Source organism: Ferrimonas aestuarii, assembly GCF_005116665.1.
GTDB lineage: Bacteria > Pseudomonadota > Gammaproteobacteria > Enterobacterales > Shewanellaceae > Ferrimonas > Ferrimonas aestuarii.
On record NZ_SWCJ01000001.1, the window covers coordinates 637,815 to 656,017 of the forward strand.

13 protein-coding genes and 1 pseudogene are annotated in these 18,203 nt (G+C 51.8%); 7 read left to right on the top strand and 7 right to left on the bottom strand.

The features are described 5' to 3' along the window. Positions 1-368: 368 nt before the first annotated feature. The 6 genes from FCL42_RS02870 to acs all read right to left on the bottom strand — a co-directional run bounded on the left by FCL42_RS02870 (position 369) and on the right by acs (position 9,464). On the bottom strand, positions 369-2,129 hold the full coding sequence (locus FCL42_RS02870) for a DEAD/DEAH box helicase (RefSeq protein WP_136861853.1): 1,761 nt from the start codon (positions 2,127-2,129) through the stop codon (positions 369-371). A gap of 94 nt (positions 2,130-2,223) precedes the next feature. After that, a complete protein-coding gene (locus FCL42_RS02875) occupies positions 2,224-2,484 on the bottom strand; it encodes a DUF5062 family protein (protein WP_136861854.1) in 261 nt (86 codons plus the stop codon). Positions 2,485-2,600: 116 nt separating this feature from the next. Next, positions 2,601-3,764 (bottom strand): chromate efflux transporter, encoded by a 1,164-nt coding sequence (gene chrA / locus FCL42_RS02880; protein WP_136861855.1) that lies wholly within the window; start codon positions 3,762-3,764, stop codon positions 2,601-2,603. Between the two features lie 125 nt (positions 3,765-3,889). Further along, a complete protein-coding gene (locus FCL42_RS02885; protein WP_136861856.1) occupies positions 3,890-5,140 on the bottom strand; it encodes a PepSY-associated TM helix domain-containing protein in 1,251 nt (416 codons plus the stop codon). A gap of 74 nt (positions 5,141-5,214) precedes the next feature. Beyond that, positions 5,215-7,347, bottom strand: a complete 2,133-nt coding sequence (locus FCL42_RS02890; protein WP_407644357.1) for a TonB-dependent siderophore receptor — start codon at positions 7,345-7,347, stop codon at positions 5,215-5,217. A gap of 161 nt (positions 7,348-7,508) precedes the next feature. Next, the gene (acs, locus tag FCL42_RS02895) at positions 7,509-9,464 is read right to left on the bottom strand and encodes an acetate--CoA ligase (protein WP_136861857.1); all 1,956 of its coding nucleotides are present in this window, start codon (positions 9,462-9,464) and stop codon (positions 7,509-7,511) included. A 430-nt stretch (positions 9,465-9,894) separates the two neighbouring features. Here acs and FCL42_RS02900 point away from each other — a divergent pair, with 430 nt between their 5' ends. The 7 genes from FCL42_RS02900 (at position 9,895) to FCL42_RS02930 (ending at position 18,049) form a co-directional block, all read left to right on the top strand. Further along, positions 9,895-10,329, top strand: a complete 435-nt coding sequence (locus FCL42_RS02900) for a hypothetical protein (RefSeq protein WP_169308264.1) — start codon at positions 9,895-9,897, stop codon at positions 10,327-10,329. A 93-nt stretch (positions 10,330-10,422) separates the two neighbouring features. Continuing rightward, positions 10,423-13,833, top strand: coding sequence for a hybrid sensor histidine kinase/response regulator (locus FCL42_RS02905; RefSeq protein WP_136861859.1), 3,411 nt, complete (start codon positions 10,423-10,425; stop codon positions 13,831-13,833). 84 nt (positions 13,834-13,917) lie between these two features. Next, on the top strand, positions 13,918-14,607 hold the full coding sequence (locus FCL42_RS02910) for a DNA-3-methyladenine glycosylase I (protein ID WP_136861860.1): 690 nt from the start codon (positions 13,918-13,920) through the stop codon (positions 14,605-14,607). A gap of 42 nt (positions 14,608-14,649) precedes the next feature. Continuing rightward, complete coding sequence (locus FCL42_RS02915; RefSeq protein WP_229359753.1) at positions 14,650-15,141, top strand: GNAT family N-acetyltransferase; 492 nt, start codon at positions 14,650-14,652, stop codon at positions 15,139-15,141. Between the two features lie 636 nt (positions 15,142-15,777). Then, positions 15,778-15,972, top strand: a complete 195-nt coding sequence (locus tag FCL42_RS02920; protein WP_136861861.1) for a hypothetical protein — start codon at positions 15,778-15,780, stop codon at positions 15,970-15,972. 995 nt (positions 15,973-16,967) lie between these two features. Beyond that, positions 16,968-17,651 carry a hypothetical protein gene (locus FCL42_RS02925; protein WP_136861862.1) on the top strand — a complete coding sequence of 228 codons (684 nt, stop codon included), beginning with the start codon at positions 16,968-16,970 and terminating at the stop codon, positions 17,649-17,651. 95 nt (positions 17,652-17,746) lie between these two features. Next, complete coding sequence (locus FCL42_RS02930; protein ID WP_136861863.1) at positions 17,747-18,049, top strand: hypothetical protein; 303 nt, start codon at positions 17,747-17,749, stop codon at positions 18,047-18,049. A 15-nt stretch (positions 18,050-18,064) separates the two neighbouring features. On the opposite strand, the pseudogene FCL42_RS02935 reads toward FCL42_RS02930, so the two are convergent. Continuing rightward, positions 18,065-18,203 (bottom strand): annotated as a pseudogene (locus FCL42_RS02935) (IS110 family transposase); the annotation flags it as partial.

The following is an 18,203-nucleotide window of genomic DNA, read 5'->3' on the forward strand; positions in this document are numbered from 1 at the left end:
TTTATGGTTACGGGCCAGTTGGAAACCATTAGATTTAACATAGAGTAAAGATGAGCGCTGAATATCGAGACTATATCCGCATAAAGCGTGGCAACCGCAAATTGGTGCTGCAAGTATTGGTAGTTGAATGGTCAGGGCCTCATGAACCGGTATCACACTGGAAAACAGTAAAAACTCTGGAACCATCGGTTTCGCTAAGTCAGCTGGATGATGAGGTCGCTGGTCTTTTGAAGGATCCAAGCCACTTTGGTTTTTGCACTCAATGCAATGACCATTTCGTTAATGGCCATATGCATGGTGAGGAGTACTGCCAGAGTTGTGCTGAGCAATACTTGGGAATTTGTCACTGATTTTTAAACTTACTGAAGCTAGTAGGCACTATCTGCTTTTCGATAACGCCCTTGGTAGTCGAACAGGCAATCGATCACTTTCCAGCCCCATTTCTCTTTGCGGCCGACGACGAAATCAGGATGGCGGAAGAGGTTGGCATTGTTAACCACATCGTTTGCGTCTTTAAGGCGCAAAGGTTGGCCCGGAGCCTTCAGATGCATGCGCACAAAGTTATGATAAAAAGCCCCTTTTTGACCGGGAGTGGCGAAGCCGTAGCGCTGAGATAACTCGGCGCCATCCTCATCGTGCCAGGTTACATTGATCGCTTCCTGTCCCGACTTTAGTTGGCTAAGGCTTAAGGAGAGGCCGCTGCAGCGCAGCACCATATAGTCTTTAAGCTTGAGCACCTCTTTGAGTCGCTTGTCTGGGTCGACCAAGGGTTTATTGCATTGGTGGCAATTTCTGGCGGCAATGTCGTTTTCGGCTAAGCAGTCTGGGCACTCCTTGAAGCGGAAGCGAAAATCGCACTGCTGTTGCTGGGTGGAGGGGGGAGATACTTCTTCACTGTCCAAGTCGTCAAACTGATCCACCAAACCTTGGCAGCGCCGACCAAAGTGTTCCAGCAGGCAGCCGTTTTCATCCATCTTGCCCCAAAAATGGTTGGTATGACCGCATTTGGGGCAGGGCACGTCCACCACCTGTGAGTCACTTTTGGGTTTGGGCTCGCCCACTTCCGGCGCAAACAGTGAGTAGCCATTACCAGCGTAATCCAGCACCAGACACTCCTCTTTGCCGTCGGCAAGGCGCAGGCCTCGGCCCACCATCTGTTGGTACAGCGCCACGGAATCGGTGCGGCGCAAGATGGCGATTAGGTCGATGTGGGGCGCATCAAAGCCGGTGGTCAGCACCGATACGTTGACTAAGAACTTCAGCTTCTTGGCCTTAAAGTCATTGATGATCGCTTCGCGATCCCGACTTTTGGTTTCACCGGTAATCAGTGCCGCTTCTTCAGAGGGCAGTCGAGACAAAATCTCGTTACCGTGGGCCACTGAGGCGGCAAAGATCAAGATGCCGTTAAAATCTGGGCTTAGCCTTACTAAGTGCTCACAAATTAAGGTGGTAGCGCGTCCTTGGGCGATGGTGAAGCTTTCGGACTCCTCTCCCTCTGCGGGCAGCAGCAAGGAGGCCACCGCGCCATCGACAATGTTGGCGGGAGTGAGGAATTTTTGTTTAATCAACTGGCCAATGGGCAGCTCAAAGATGCAGTGCTCAAAGGGTTTTGGCTCGGCACTGCGTAGGGTGCCGTTGGCGTGTTTTTGATAGATCCAGCCTTTATCCAGCCGATAGGGGGTTGCGGTGAGCCCTAGGGTTTTGACCTTAGGGTTTGCCGTCGTTAGGGCATCGAACACCTGCTTGTACTGGCTGTCGCCATCGAGGTTGATGCGATGGCATTCATCCACCACCACCATGGAAAACGCCTGATGCTTGGCGTCAGTGGAAGCCGCCAGTGACTGAATGGAGGCAAACACCACTTTGGCGCTGGCTTGCTTGAGGCCTAGACCCGCCGAGTAGATGTCGGCCTGTTGCCCCATGGCGACAAATTTGGCGTGATTTTGCTCCACCAGCTCCTGAACGTGAGTCAAAACCAGCACTCGGCCTCGGGCGATACGCGCCAATTCGGCAATGATGACACTTTTGCCTGCACCGGTTGGCAACACCAATAGTGCGGGGCTCTGGTGATGACGAAAGTGTTTGATGACCGCCGAAACGGCGTCTTTTTGGTAGGGGCGAAGCTGCATTAAGAGGCGGTATTAGTGATTGAAGGGATCATGCTAATGGGCTCATCAAGGAATGAAAAGCCCATCTGAAAAATTAGTTTTAGTTGGCGGGGTATTACTGCAGCAGAGGGTGATCTGCGGGTAGCTTGCCCATGATCCATTTCACCAGTCGGTGCTTCATATTGAGGCGATTTTCCTGATCTTCCGGCAGCGGTGTTAGCAGTTGATGGTGGCAAAGAAGGCGGTAGATCGCTTCCATCTTATCGTCGGCAGAGTCCGTGGCTTTGAAGGCGTGGTAGCCGCTTTTGACCGCATAGGCTTCGCCAATCTGCATCGCTTTTTTAAGCAGGGCTTTTTCGTTCTTAATTTTGGACATGCTGCGCTTCCTCGGTGTTGAGCGTTGCTTACAAGCTACCACTTCTTTTCGATTCGTCCAGTGACCCAGCCCCCTCAATCCAAAAAGCCAAAGTAACTGCTGATTTTATCATCAGATTAGTAGCCAACCATCACCTTAGATAGGGTTGTGGTCACCACGAATAGCAAGATCAGCAATGAAATCGGCGGCTTAGCCAGTCTGAGCAGGGCAAAGCCGAGTAACACCATCGCCATGTCTGTCGCTGAAACCACCGCCGAGCTGAAGACAGGTTGGTATAAGGCGCTCAATAAGATGCCGGTGACCGCCGCGTTGATGGCCGCGGATGCACCGACAAATTTGGGTTGGCTGGCCAGAGACTGCCAGCTGTTGAGCAGACCAAGCAGCAGCAAAAAGCCGGGCAGGAAGATGGCGACGGTGGCCACAACCGCGCCCAGCGCGGGCGCATCTGATGGGAGAAACCAACCCAAATAGGTGGCCAAGGCAAACATCGGTCCCGGCACCGCTTGTGCCGCCGCATAACCGGTTAGAAACGAATCTGAACTGAGATGTTCGCCCACCAAGGATTGCAATAAAGGCAGTACCACATGGCCGCCACCAAAGACCAAGCTGCCCGCGTGATAGAACTGACTAAACAGCGTTGAGATGGGCGCCGCGCTGACCAACGGCAATAACCACAACGCCGCAAACAGCGCCAGAGGAAGCCAATTGGGCTTCGCTGTGGCGGCTGGTTCGACCGAGGCTTTGGTATTGTCTGAAGCGCCGCCTGACAAGCCCATGCCAATGAGGCCTGCCATTAGAATGAGGCCAATTTGAGTGGTCAGGCTTGGCAGCAGTAACAAGGACGCCGCGCTGATGACACACAGCCAGCGATGACGGTTGCTGCGACAAAAGTTAGCAAACATGCCCAGAACCGCATCGGCCACCACCACCACGGCCAGCAGCTTAAGCCCATGGATGATGCCTTGGGCGTAGGGGTTGCCCATTATATCTTGGCTTAACCAGGCCAGCGCCATCATCAGCAGCACAGAGGGCAGGGTGAAGCCGACAAAAGCCGCGATGGCGCCCGCCAGACCGCCACGGCCGTGACCGATGGCGAAGCCAAGTTGGCTCGAGCCCGGTCCCGGCAGAAACTGGCTTAGGGCGACCAGATTGGCAAATTCGTGTTCAGACAGCCAGCGGCGCTGCTCAACGAAGGCTTTGCGAAAGTAACCGATGTGAGCGGCAGGGCCACCAAAGCTGACGCAGCCGAGGAGAAAAAAAGTTTTTAGAATCTGGAACATGGATAGGGTTATGACGAGAGCTCTGTTTGTACCGAATCATAAAAGTGTAATGTGACAGTTTTATGGCCCACAAGATAAGGATGTTTCACATCTCAAAGCCGGTGGGCACCGCGGTTGGTTCACGGTCAAAGAAACAGATACACCGACGCCACAATAAGGTAGGGGATGAGCGCTGCACAGGGCCATTTGAGGGGCCCCATTTGGGAGAAACAGGTATAAAACCAGCTTTTGGCCGTGAGCTGCTGCGGCTCACGCATAAAGGCTTTGGTTGCGAACAGGTGGCAACCGCTGATCGACAGCGTCGATAACATGATGCCAAACACGCACCACAGCCAACGGGCCCAGCTAAAGCCCTCACTGCCTTTAAGCCAGCCAAAGTGGAGTGGATCGGCCGCTTCTGAGATTCGAGCGTGCAGCGACAGATCTTGAGGCTGGCGGCGCTGCAACAGTGCGCCGCTTGTCGGGTCAAAGGCAAAGTGATTGGCACGGTCACGCACCAGCCAGGTTTGAGCTTGCCCTTGAATCACTAGCGGCCGCTCTGCGCTGGTTGGCCATACAATCCGTTTAACTTGAAACTCCGGTTGTCGCTGCGCGATCTGAGCCAGCATAGTGGTCAGGTTCGCTGCTTCGACTGGCGCTGATGTGTGTTCAATTTCAGTGAGTTGAGGCAGCTGTGGGTAATCGGCTCGGCCTCCTAGGCTCTCGATAAAATACCAGATGCCGGTGATCACCATCAGCAGTACAAACGGCAGTGACCACAGCCCTAAGAGGCGATGCCAGTCGCCCCAATAGCGATAGCTGCGCCGAACCCGCTGTGCGGCCTGTTTCGGTTTTGGCAACTCCGACAGGGGCGTTTTGGCCTTGGTAGGCCAGTGCAGCCAGCCTTTGTACCAGCCCTTATAGATCACCAATCCGCTGATCAGCAGCGCCAACAGGAGAAAAGCGGTGGCGCTGACGATGGGCACGCCATATTGAGTTGGCATCATTAGGTGGCGATGCGTAAGGCGAAAAAAGCGCTGCCAATTAAGCCAGCGACCCTCCCCGGTGATCTGGCCACTTTTTGGATCAAGATAAACGCGAAACCGCTCGCCCTGTGGGTTTCTTAATACTGCCTGGGCGTTGAATTGGTGGTCGAAGGGGGCCAGCAGTTGCAGCAGTGTGGATTCTGGGTAGTGCTGGTTGGCCTGCTTTGCAAATTCAGGCCAAGGTAGGTAGTTGGGCGTTACGCTGTGCTGAGCGCGAATGGCAGGGTTGGCCAACCAATCAATCTCGTTGGAGATGGTCGCAAAAGTGCCGGTAATCAGCACGAAGCTCAGCAGTAGGCAAGCTCCCATGCCGGACAGGGTATGGACGCGGGTCCACAGACGTCGGCTCACAATGAGTCTCTTATGTTGTTGAAAAATGGGCTGCCCAGCAACGAATTGGAGGGCAGCCCACTAGGGAGAGTGAATTACAACTGGTAGCTGTAGGAGACAATGATCTCTCTTGGCGCACCTGGGAAGTGGCCATTGCGCTCACTGAAACCGCTGATTGCATACTCCTCATCAAACAGATTGGAGATGTTGACTCTAATGCTGGAGTGGGCGTCGATGTCGGTGGTCCAACTGGCGTCGAAAACGGTATACGCTTTCACCTTTTGGCCATCAAAGCTTATCTGCTCGCTGACGTAGTCGGCACCGAAGGCGATGGCGGAATCGATGCTGCCCAGATCGTAACGGGTCCACAAACCGGCTTGGTGTTCAGGGGCGTTCACGAAGCGGGAGCCGTCGCCGTAGGTGTTGCCAACGCTGTCTCCTTCCACACCATCGACCACCTTAGTGTCGTTGTAGGCGTAGTTGGCTGTGATGGTCCAGTCGTTACTCAGATCGCCGGTAATGGTGGCTTCAAACCCCTTACTTTCGACTTTGCCTAAGTTGACCAACTCTGGAATGCCATCCCCTTCACCAGTGTCGGCCGGGTTGGTCATCGCCATGTTTTCTTTGGTGATCTGGTAGATAGCAAAGGTGGTGACAAAGGCGCCGTCCATCCATTTGTTTTTCATTCCCAGTTCAATTTGGTCGCCGGTTTCCGGATCCAGATTACCCTCGCCATCTTCGCTGAATTGGTCGCCAACGCTTTGTGGATTGAAGCTTTCGGAGTAGTTCAGGTAGATGGAGGTGTCACTGGTAGGCTGATACACAATGCCCGCGCGTGGCAGTACGTTGCTGTCACTGTAGCTGTTGCCTGAGGCTTTATCTTCGATGTCGAAGTGATCGTAACGGAAGCCAAGTAACAATTTCCATTGTTCGCTGATGGCGTAGATGTCTTGCAGGTACGCGCTGTAACGGGTGCTCTTTTCGCCGTCGCGATTTTGGTCAGTCAGGTTGTAGGTTGAAGGATCCGCCACGCCGTAAACTGGGTCAAAGATGTTAAGGTTGGGCACGCCGTCGGCTTCGTAGCGAGCACGGAGGTAGTCGTATTTGGTATCGACATTGTGGTAGTCACCGCCAAATAGCAACTGATGCTGCTGCCACTGGTAGACAAAGTCAGTGGTTAGGCTGTACTCGGTATTGGCGCGGTATTGTTTGCGGTATTCACGACGAATCACTTGATCGTCTGCGTTTTTTTGACCATCGCCATTGGCATCAATCCAGCTGCGAGACTCGTGATACTGCTGATTGCGCTCGTTATCCAGATAACGCAGGGTGGTGTTATTGGTAAACACGTCGCTAAACTCGTGCTCTAACGTGGCTTGTAGCACAAGGGCTTCAAGTTTTTGGAAGTCACTCTTTTCGTTGGCGTTGTAGGATGGATCGACTAAGAAATTGCCGTCATCATCAACGGGCACACCGCGCAGTCGGGCGCCACCTAGGTCCTGATCGATGTATTCAAAGGTGGTGTATAAGTCGGTGGCTTCCCCTAAGGCAAACAGCAGGCCGCCGGCGATGTCGGTGTTCTGTTCATCGGCATTATTTCTGAAACTGTCCGCTTGCTCGTAGAACGCCCCAAAGCGGTAGGCGATGGTGTCGGTCAGCTCGCCGGTGCTGTCGATGGAGCCGCCGTAGCGCTCTTCACTGCCCACAGTGACGTTAAATTCATGGTTTTCGGCAAAGCTTGGGCGTTTGGAGACGTAGTTGATCATGCCGCCTGGCTCACCGGCACCATACAGGGCGCCGGATGGGCCTTTTAGAACCTCGACGCGCTCGATGTTAAACAGCTGGGGAATGCCAAAACCTGAGAATGGGTCGCCTCGAACGCCATCGTAAAAAACGTTCTCATCATCGCGGAAACCGCGGAAGGTTACCCCTGAATAACTGAAGCTGCTGACGCCTGCAATAGAGCGGTACAGATCGGTGATCTCTCGCGCCGCCTGATCCTCCATCAACTCTTCCGTAAGCACCTGTACAGACTGAGGAATGTCCATGATGTCTGCGTCAACTTTGGTGCCCACCTTGGTGTCTGTCTGCAGATAAAACTGCTGGGCACGACCTTTAACTTCAATGACTTCGATGTCGTCTTCGGTAGTGTTCGCCATAGCAATGCTTGGTAAAGCCAGAGCGATAGCCAGTGTGAGCTTGGATAGAGAGAAGGGGCGCTGCATCATGAATGTCCATCTTTGTGTGAGAAATGGGATTCGTCATGATAATCATTATCAATTGCAATTTCTCGACAGAGATCACAAAAATATTGATTTAGTTGAACTAAAAAAGCCCCGCATGAAGCGGGGCAAAGCTAAGGGTAAAGGTATAGCAAGGAAGGTAGGGGTTAGTCGCCGCTGCGATTGAGGCGAGTCTGAATTAGATCGTCGATTACCGCAGGATCGGCCAAGGTTGAAGAATCACCTAAGCTGCCCACCTCGTTAGCGGCAATTTTGCGTAGGAAGCGGCGCATGATCTTACCGGAGCGCGTTTTCGGCAGGCCCGGCGCCCACTGAATCAGATCCGGTGTTGCCAATGCGCCAATTTCACTGCGCACCCATTGGCGTAGGCTTTGGCGCAGGGCTTCGGTTTCTTCGATGCCCTTGTTCAAGGTGACGTAGGCGTAAATACCCTGACCTTTGATGTCGTGGGGATAGCCCACCACCGCGGCTTCGGCAACATCAGGGTGAGCAACCAGCGCGCTTTCAATCTCGGCGGTGCCTAAACGGTGACCGGACACGTTAATTACGTCGTCCACACGGCCAGTGATCCAGTAGTAGCCATCTTCGTCACGACGGGCGCCATCACCGGTGAAGTACATGCCGCGGAAGGTTTTAAAGTAGGTCAACACAAAGCGCTCGTGATCGCCGTAGACGCTGCGCATCTGCCCAGGCCAGGAGTCCAGCATCACCAGGTTGCCTTCACCAGCGCCTTCGATCAGGTTGCCCATGTTATCGACCAGAGCGGGCTGGACGCCAAAGAATGGGCGGGTGGCACTGCCCGGTTTTAGGTCGGTCGCGCCTGGAAGCGGCGTGATCAAAATACCACCGGTTTCGGTCTGCCACCAGGTGTCGACAATGGGGCTCTGCTCTTTACCGATAACGTCGTAATACCAACGCCACGCTTCTGGGTTGATGGGTTCACCCACCGAGCCCATGACTCGCAGGCTGCTGCCATCAAAATCGTTAAAGTGATCGGCACCTTCGGCCATCAGGGCGCGAATAAGGGTTGGGGCGGTATAGAGAATGTTCACCTTGTGGCGGTCGATCATCTCGCCCATGCGTGCTGGACTTGGGTAGTTGGGCACCCCTTCGTGCATCAGCAGGGTCGCGCCGTTGGCCAGCGGGCCGTAAACCATGTAGGAGTGGCCGGTGATCCAGCCCACATCGGCGGTACACCAGTAGATCTCGCCATCACGATAATCAAACACATACTCGTGAGTCATGGAGGCGTACACCATGTAGCCACCGGTGGTGTGCAGTACCCCTTTGGGGGTGCCGGTGGACCCTGAGGTGTAGAGGATAAACAGCGGGTCTTCGGCGTTCATCTCCTCGGCTGGGCAGTGGGGAGAGCTGACCGCCATCAGATCGCTCCACCAGATGTCGCGATCGTCCTGCCAGTCGATGTCGCCGCCGGTACGCTTGAGCACAATGACGCGCTCAACGCAGTTGACGTCAGGGTTTGCCAACGCGGCATCCACGTTGGCCTTAAGCGGAATGGTGCGTCCAGCACGAACGCCTTGATCGGCGGTGATCACCACTTTGGACTTGCCGTCGATGATGCGGCTGGCAATGGAGTCCGGTGAGAAGCCACCAAAAATAACTGAGTGGATGGCGCCGATGCGAGCGCAGGCCAGCATGGCCACGGCCGCTTCTGGCACCATTGGCATATACAGAGTGACCACATCGCCCCGTTGCACCCCTTGGCCGCGCAGCGCGTTGGCAAAGGCGCACACTTTTTCATGCAGTTGGCTGTAAGTGAGGGTGAGCTGCTCGCTGGCGTCGTCCCCTTCCCAAATAATGGCGGGCTGGTCGCCACGGGTTTCTAGGTGGCGATCCAAGCAGTTGTAGGAGGCATTAAGGGTGCCGTCATAGAACCAGTTGATGTAGAGGTTGTGATCGTCGAAGGAGACCTTGCGGATTTTGCTGTAATCCTTGAACCAGGTGATGCGCTTGCCATGTTCACGCCAGAAGCCTTCAGGGTTGACCACCGACTCTTGGTACATGCGACGGTACTGTTCGTCATTAATTTTTGATTGTGCGGCCAGCTCAGGGGTGACCGGAAACAGTGACTGGTTGCTCATCGAGGAGTCCTTCTTTGCTCGAGTTAGGGTTCTGAGTGTTGCAATTGAACTGCGGCTCAACCATTAGACATTGGTCTAGGACTCCATGAGCAAACTCTAGCTTATCAGTGATAAGGCAGCGGCGCTGTATAGTTTTGCGCCAAATTATGACGGTCTTACTCCTGTAATTAGGCGCAGTTGATCTTTTGCGGTTATTTGGGCGCGGAAAATTGGTTGTGGTGGTTCTTAGATTCAATAAGTGGGTGGAACTAAAAACAGAGGTTTTCGAGGCAATTACAGGGGGCAGGTTGAATCTTCGCTTGATAGAGGGGAGAACGATGAGAAACGTTCAGTTACATACAAATTGTAGGGATGCTGGTGATTTAAAGTTACTAAAGACTCGCATGTGTTAGATTGTTTGCTCTATTTGTTACCTATCAAGAGGTTAGGTGTGAAAAGGATTTTGATTTCTCTCGTTGGCGCAGCCATGGCGTTTTCTGCAACCGCGCAGGAGCAAACCGATTATTTTGGTGTTGCCATTGGCGCACCGGGGATGCTCAATTTGGTTTACAAGAGCGACGCCCATCCGTTTCAGGCGTCTGCGGGCTACTTAGATCGAGATATCTGGGGCGCTGAAGTTGGTTATCAGTTCTACAAAGACAAGGGCAGTACTTTATCGTCAGCCCAAGTCATTGCTGGGCATATGCGGCTGGATCTGTTTGATTTCTTCAATGATGGCCATATAGAGTGGAACTACATTGGCGTATCCACCACCTTCAAAACGGGTGGCTTCTATTTTGAACCAAGCGTGGTGATTGGCGATGATGACATAGCGTCCAGTAACCCGGCGTTTTGGTTTCAGGCGGGATACCTGTTCAGTTTCTAGCCAAGCGCTTGTCAGCGATTGCTGAGGATTAGCACTTTCTCCTAAAAACGACTGCTGGCATGATATGGGCATAATAAATAGAAGCTTATGCCCATGACCTCTACCTTACTGATCGGCGTTTCGGCGCTCATTTACCTTAGTTTGCTGTTTGCCGTTGCCTGGGGCGGAGAGCGCTTTATTGGCAAGATGTCCCCTCGCAGCAAGCGCTGGGTCTACGGTTTATCGCTGGCGGTGTACTGCTCTTCGTGGAGCTTTCTTGGCACCGTGGGGCAGGCCAGTCGCGATCCTTGGGGATTTTTGCCCATCTACATCGGCCCCATTTTGCTGTTCAGTTTTGGCTTTGGGGTGATTCGAAAGCTGATTCTGGTCTCCAAGCAGCAAAACATTACCTCGGTGGCGGATTTTATCGCCGCCCGTTACGGAAAATCCCAGCTGCTTGCCGCTTTAGTGACGCTCATCGCCGTGGTGGGGATCATGCCCTACATCGCCTTGCAGCTGAAAGCCATGGTGATGGGCTTTGGCCTATTTCAACCCCAAAACGCGGCCGACGACAGCGCCAATTTGGCCCTGGTGATCACCTTGGCGCTGGCGGTGTTTTCCATCTTGTTTGGTACCCGCAAGCTGGATGCGACAGAGCATAATCCCGGCCTAATGCTGGCCATCGCCTTTGAATCGGTGCTAAAACTGGTGGCGTTTGTGGTTGTGGGGGCGTTCGTGGTTTTTGGCCTATTTGATGGCCCTTGGGATCTGTTGCAACAGGGGATGGACTATGGCGTTGTCAGCGCCGATTCCCATCAGCTTTCACCGGTAAAATTGCTGCCGGAAACCCTACTGACATTGGCCGCGTTTCTTTGTTTGCCGCGCATGTTCCACGTCATGGTGGTGGAATGTCAGGACACCGAAGCCGTAGAGCGCACCCGTTGGACTTTCCCCATCTACCTGCTGGTGCTGTCTCTGTTTGTACTGCCCATCGCCATCGCGGGAGGCATACTGTTGCCCACGGGGGTGACGCCAGATTCTCTGGTGATCACTTTGCCCCTTTACACGGAACATTTTTGGATAGCGGCGGTGGCGCTGCTTGGCATGGTCTCGGCGGCCACCGGTATGGTGGTGGTGGCGGTGGTTACTCTATCTATCATGGTCTCCAACGAGTGGCTGGTGCCATTGCTGCTGCGCTCTGGCAAGATTCGCAGCCAGAATTTCTCCCAGTTCTCGAGCCTGCTGCTCAACGCTCGACGCATCACCATCGTGTTGCTGCTGTTAGCGGGTCTGTTGGTGTATCAGGGAATTACCTCTCAAGAGTCTCTGGCACGTTTGGGGATTTTGGCCTTTGGTGCCTTTGCTCAGCTGTCTCCGGCGTTGATTGGCGGCTTGTATTGGAAGCGAGGCAACCGAGGCGGCGTGTTATTGGGACTGGCCGTTGGTTTTACTTTGTGGTTCTACGTGGTGCTAAACCCACAGCTTGCGCAGATGATGGGGGCCTTTGGCATCAATCAAGATGTGTGGGGGCTGCTACTGGCGCTGTTGGGTAACGGGCTGTGTTACTGGACGGGGTCGCTGTCGTTTCGAGCCAGTGTGGCCGAGCGAATTCAGACCAGTGCCTTCGTGCAGCTGCCTGAAGAGCGGCGCATGAGCAGCAAACTACTTGGGGTGGTGACTCAGCAAGACCTGCTGCTGCTGGCGTCACGGTTTGTGGGCCCGAAAAGAGCCTATGACAGCCTAGCGCTGTTTGACCCAACCAGTGTGGATGCCCGCCACTGGGGCAAAAGCGCCAGCCTCGAACTGATTGCTCATACGGAAAAGCTGCTCTCCAGTGTGCTCGGGGCATCCTCGGCGGATCTGGTGATGGACAGCGTGCTTCGCGGCCGCGATCTTGCGCTGGATGAGGTGTTCTCGTTAATGGATGAGGCCAGTGCCAAGATTGTGTTGTCTCAGGACATGCTTCGCGGCGCCATTGAAAATGCTTACGAGGGCATCAGTGTTATTGACGGCGACCTGAAACTGGTGGCTTGGAATAAGCGCTATCAGCAGCTCTATGGCTATCCGGAAGGGTTCTTAGAGGTGGGGATGGAGGTGGCTAAGATCATCCGCTTTAACGCAGAGCGCGGTTTTTGCGGCCCTGGCGACATCGAATCTCACGTACAGCGACGGGTGCAGTTTATGCGCCAAGGCAGTGCTCATAGCTCTGAACGCCAGCGCAGTGATGGTCGAGTGGTCAGCCTTCGAGGTAACCCCATGCCAGGTGGTGGCTTCGTGATGACCTTTACCGACATCACCGATTATCGCCATCAACAGGAGCAGTTGGAGTCGATGAATGCCACCTTGGAGGCCCGAGTGGAAGCGCGAACCCAAGAGCTGGAAACGCTTAACGCCAAGTTGATGGAAGCCAAAGAGGCGGAGCAACAAGCCAATCAGAGTAAAAGCCGATTTTTGGCGGCCATTGGTCATGACTTGATGCAGCCGCTCAACGCTGCTCGCTTGTTTACGGCGGCGCTTGGTCAAGATCAGCAGCTCAGTGACGTGCAGCAGCAAGCGGTGAGCAATATCTCTGGCTCGCTGCATACCGCCGGTGATCTGCTGTCGGATCTGCTGGATATCTCTAAGCTGGAGTCTGGCACCATGGACGTGAATCGCGAGCTGGTTGATCTCAGTGAGGTGCTAACGCCGCTGATCACCGAGTTCAGCGCCATCGCCGACAATGGCGATCAGCAGTTTAAGACCCGTCTTCAGGGGGGCGCGGTGTTTACCGATGCCAGCTTACTGCGCCGCATCGTGCAGAACTTTCTTACCAATGCGCTGAAGTTTGCCCCTCAAGGCAAAGTGCTGCTGGCCACCCGAGTTCGCGCTAACGAGGTGGAAATTCAGGTGTGGGATAACGGCTGTGGCATCGCGGAAGATAAACTGGATGAGGTGTTCTACGAGTTTAAACAGCTGAATCTGCATGCCCGAGTTGGCGGGGTTGGATTGGGGCTGGCGATTGTGGATCGCATCAGCAAGGTGCTAGGAGCGACCTTAAAAGTGCGGTCCATTTTGGGGGCTGGTTCGGTGTTCTCGGTTACCTTACCTCGCTGCCATCAACCCGCCAAAGTGGTGGTCAAGCCGGTGGCAAAGATGGCCACAGAGCTCAATGGCATTCGAGTGCTTTGCATTGATAACGAAGTGTCGATTTTAACCGGGTTAACGGCACTGCTCGAGCGCTGGCGTTGCCAGGTGGTTGCCGCAGAAAGCTTGGAACAAGCGGTGGTTAAGATGGGGCTTGAGGGCTTTAAACCAGACATCATTCTGGCGGATTATCACCTTGATGATCATAAAAATGGCTTGGATGCCATGGATGAAATTCGCCGCCGTTTTGGTGACAACCTACCTGGGGTGCTCATTAGTGCCGACAACCGTGAGTCTCTCAAACATGAAGCCCAAGCCCGTGGTTATCGTTATATGGCGAAGATGGTCAAACCTGCCGCCCTCAGAGCCATGGTGTCGGCGCTGATTGTGTCTCAAGAATAGCCCGTGATAGCGGCAAGATTTGCATTAGATGCCAGAGAATTTGATAGAGTAGGGCGCATTGTTATCGCCCGATGAAGAATTACCATGAAATTAGAGTCTTTTGACGCCATCTGGCAGCGCGCCGCCGAGCGAAAAGGCGGAGAAAAAGTGCTGTCGATGTTGATGCCCGACACCACTAGCTATCTGGATAAACTGACCGATGCTCAATTGCTGTCGGCGATGAGTGAGCAAATTTTCAAGTCGGGATTCGTTTGGAAGGTGGTGGAGAATAAGTGGCCCTACTTCGAGCAACAGTTTTGGGGATTTGACCCAGAGAAACTGCTGATGATGTCGCCGGATCAACAAGATAAGCGTTTAAGCGATGCTGGGTTGATTCGCCATGGCAAAAAGATTCAGTCGATCTTTGAAAACGCTCAGTTTGTGTTAGACATCGCCGCGGAACATGGCAGCTTTGGTAAATGGATTCGCGACTGGCCCAGTGATGACATTGTGAGCCTGTGGCTAGAGCTTAAGAAGCGTGGCAGTCGGCTTGGGGGCAATACCGGCCCTTACTTCCTGCGCTTTGTGGGCAAAGACAGCTTTATTCTGGCCAGTGATACCGTCGCTTACCTTAAAGCCCATCAAGTATTGGACGCTTCTCCAACTTCGAAGCGAGGCTTGATGCAAGCGCAAGCGGCGTTCAACCAGTGGCAGCAAGAGTCTGGTTTGAGTTTTGCTGAAGTTAGCCGAGTGGTCGCCATGTCCACTGGTGACAATCGCCTCGGGGTTGATTGAGCTGATGAAGGTTAACGAAACCCCTGATAGGGGCGATAAAGCGTGACGTCGCAGCCCAGAGCGGTCGATTACGTTGAGCTGGCGCCATCGCAATTGCCGATGGCGCTGCTGCTTGAAGCGGATCCTGACGAGGCTCAGGTGCATCAATACCTTGAGGGAGCTTGGGGCTTTGCTGCACAAAAGGGCAATCAAATTGTTGCAGCCTGCGTGGTGAAATTGAGCCCGAACTGTCAAAGCCAAGCAGAGCTCCACAACATTGGCGTTCTGCCCGAATACCAACAGCAGGGCATCGGGTCTGGTTTACTTCGCTTTGTTATTGAGCGCCTTAGGCAAAAGTCACTTCAGCGCATTGAGCTTGGCACAGGCAGTTTTGGCCATCAATTGGGATTTTACCAACGCCATGGCTTTCGGGTTGAAGCCATTTGGCGTGACCATTTCCTTAATAACTACTCAGAGCCTATTTATGAAAACGGCATCCAACATAAAGATATGTTGCGCTTGGGGTTAACGTTGTCGGTTGTTCCTGAGCGATAACGTGCCTTTGCTGATAGGAGCAAGGCGCGAAACGGTGCTCTTTACCTTCTTTCCTCCTGAGTTGTCTTCGTGAGAGATCTCGCACGTCCACGTGCGTGATTTGATATTGCCAGTGAATCGGCGTTAACTCGATAATAATTCCTTATAAATTAGACATTTCCATTGATGCCAACCGCAGCCAGAGCGATGGGCGGAGCTGTACTCTAAATCTGAGCCGCAATTTTTGAAATCGTTATTTAATGGGCTTTTGCGGGTTAGCGGTTGTTTGCATCAATGCGCAGAACGCCTGTGAATGACTCATCGAACATCCACCCAATCTGGTGTTTTTGATGGATACACGACTCTGTGGGCTACTTTCAGTTTGCTCAAAGCCATCATGTGTCGGAATTTTAACGCCTGTATAAACATACAGTTTTTGGCGAATCCGCCTTTGCGCAAAGTAGGTGTCGCTTTTACTGTAAAAGGCGGAATCAAGGAAACTTCGAGAGCGAATTATGGTGGGTTTTCTGGCAGTTAGCCGGAGTGTCCAAAAGCGGAATTGCATGAAAAGCGGATTTTTAAGATTTTGAAAGGCGGATTTGTTCCGCATAATAAGCTGTTAAATTGAAGCGAAGATTCATATAGGGAATTTAGGGTATGTGGGAATTAGTATCGTTCATGATCGCCTTTGGGATCTTAATGTTAGTAATGAACTATTTTGTAGATCCTCGGCAGCTCATTGAAGACGTAAGGGAACTCAAGGGAGCCGACAAGCGAATTGAGGTTTTAGAAGAGCGAGTAGCTAGGTTAGAAGCCGAACTTCAGAAACAAAATAATAGTGCTTCAAGTTAACAAGGCACTGCAGGCGGATTTCAACCAGGCTGGCTCTTGCTCGTGCCTCGCAGATTGTAGCCAGCCAAGTTGCTCCCGTTGAGTGGAGCGTTATATACACATGGAGCTTTAGTGAAAAATTTGCTTTGCCCACATTGTCAGAAAATTGCATTTTCAAAGCGTAGAAAATTGTTTTTAGGTCCTCTTCAATGCAGGCGCTGTCAGCATTGCCATAAAGCTCTTTCTGTTCCGTATTGGTCGCTGGCTATCACAATTCCTTTTGCATTGTTATTTTGGCACTTTTTTAGCTCAGATTGGGTTGTGCTGTGTAGCTTAGGCCTAATTAGCTCAATAGCTGTGGCGGCTTTTCATACTTGGGCTGTTCCGCTAGTTGAATTCAAATAGCAAGCACTCGAAAAGGTGTACATAACAATGCACTATAGGCGGATTCCAGCCAGGCCGGCTCTGCTCGTACCTCGCAAAGATTAGCCGGCCAGCCTGTTCCCGCTAAGTGGAGCGTTATATGCCAAGGGATGTATGGAAGTAATCAACTGGTTTTTATCGAGCAAATGGAATCAGCTACTTTTCTTTATGGTAGCGGATGCTGTTCCTGCTTCGGCAGTTCAGTATCGAATTTGGTATCACTACCATTCGTTTTATAGGAAGCACATTGATTCTGATAGCGTCGCCTTTAGGCAGTTTAGTATTCCATATTCTCTTCTTAAGGTAATGGTTAAAGGCAGTTACAAGGAGCTAGGTGATTCTGCAATTAACGTATCAGCGACTACATTTAAGCTCTTTGTCGTCTTAGAGTTTGTATATTTAGGACTAATCATGTTTGGCATATAACAAGACACTGCAGGCGGATTTCAACTAGGCTGGCTCTTGCTCGTGCCTCGCAGATTGTAGCCAGCCAAGTTGCTCCCGCTGAGTGGAGCGTTATGCCTACATGTGTTCAAATCAGCATATGTCGGTGATAGAATATGTTTATTGTATTCCTATTCTGTAAGAAGTTAATGTCCGAGCAAACTAAGACTCAAGAGTCAGAAACGAACAAAGAACAAGTCGAATTAAAGGCAGTTGAGTCCTCAAACACCGAAAGAACAGAGAGTTGGGAAAAACGCTATTATTCCAAAGAAGCAATTAAAGAACGTGCTAAAGCGGAAGAAATACAAAAGCAAGAAAAGGCTGAACTTAGGCGAATGCTAAGCGTTGCGGTGGTGTTCTGTTTCGCATTTTTTGTACTATATTTCCTGTCTATAAACAACCCAGACCTATATACAATCAACTCAGAAACATTAACTATTGTTAATGAAGCATTCAATGCTTTAGTTTTATTAATGGTTCCTTTCTTCTTAGGATCGCTCGGAGCTATTGCTAGAGTTTTATTGGCAGGAATGAAGGTAACTCATAGTCTGACACTAATTGTATCATCAGGAATGATGGGGATGTTTTCATGGGTTGGGATTAAAAGTGGAATCTTGGTAGCATTACTTACACCGTATATCCAACCAGGCAATAACAATGTACAAAGTACGGTAGACCTCGTGGGTGATGCAGGGTCGCACAACTTTTACTCTATGGCTCTAGTTGCAATCATCATTGGTATGTTTTCTTCGAATATCTATATTTTTGTAAATCAGAAAGTAGAGAGATTAACAAAAGAAGAAGTTAAGCGCTCATCTGAAACTAAGGCATAACAAAGCATTTAAGAGTGATTCGCAACGCTTGGCAGTTTCGCTTCGCTCAAGTATAGCCAAGCGTTGCTCACACCTTAATGCGGCGTTAGGTGTCTATGATAGATCTGCAAAACAAAGTTCTATTGGTGTCTCTTCGGCATGTCGATGAAAATGAGAAAATTGAGTTTGAAACATTTTTCGGGCTAGTTAATAGATTTAATGACAATACGGTTGTTGTTGAGAAAGCTGGAGGTGGCCAGATCAATCTACCTTATGCTGATAGTCATTTTGAGCCGGCTATTGACGAGTGGTATGAGCTTAAGAGTGGTGAATGGTATGATGAAGTTGATTTCATTGTTCAAATGGATGTTTTTGCTAATGAATTAGCTTATGAAAAATTCGGTAGAGAAGACACCTAACAAGAGACTATGGCGTCAATAGCTAAATTTGCTGTTGTTGGAGTCCCATTCTACGCCGTCCCTGAGCATGGAGTTCAGGATGACGACCATCTTTCGTATGCACGCAATGATGGCGACTTTTTTGGGTTTTCCTGCTTCGAGTAATCGTTGATAA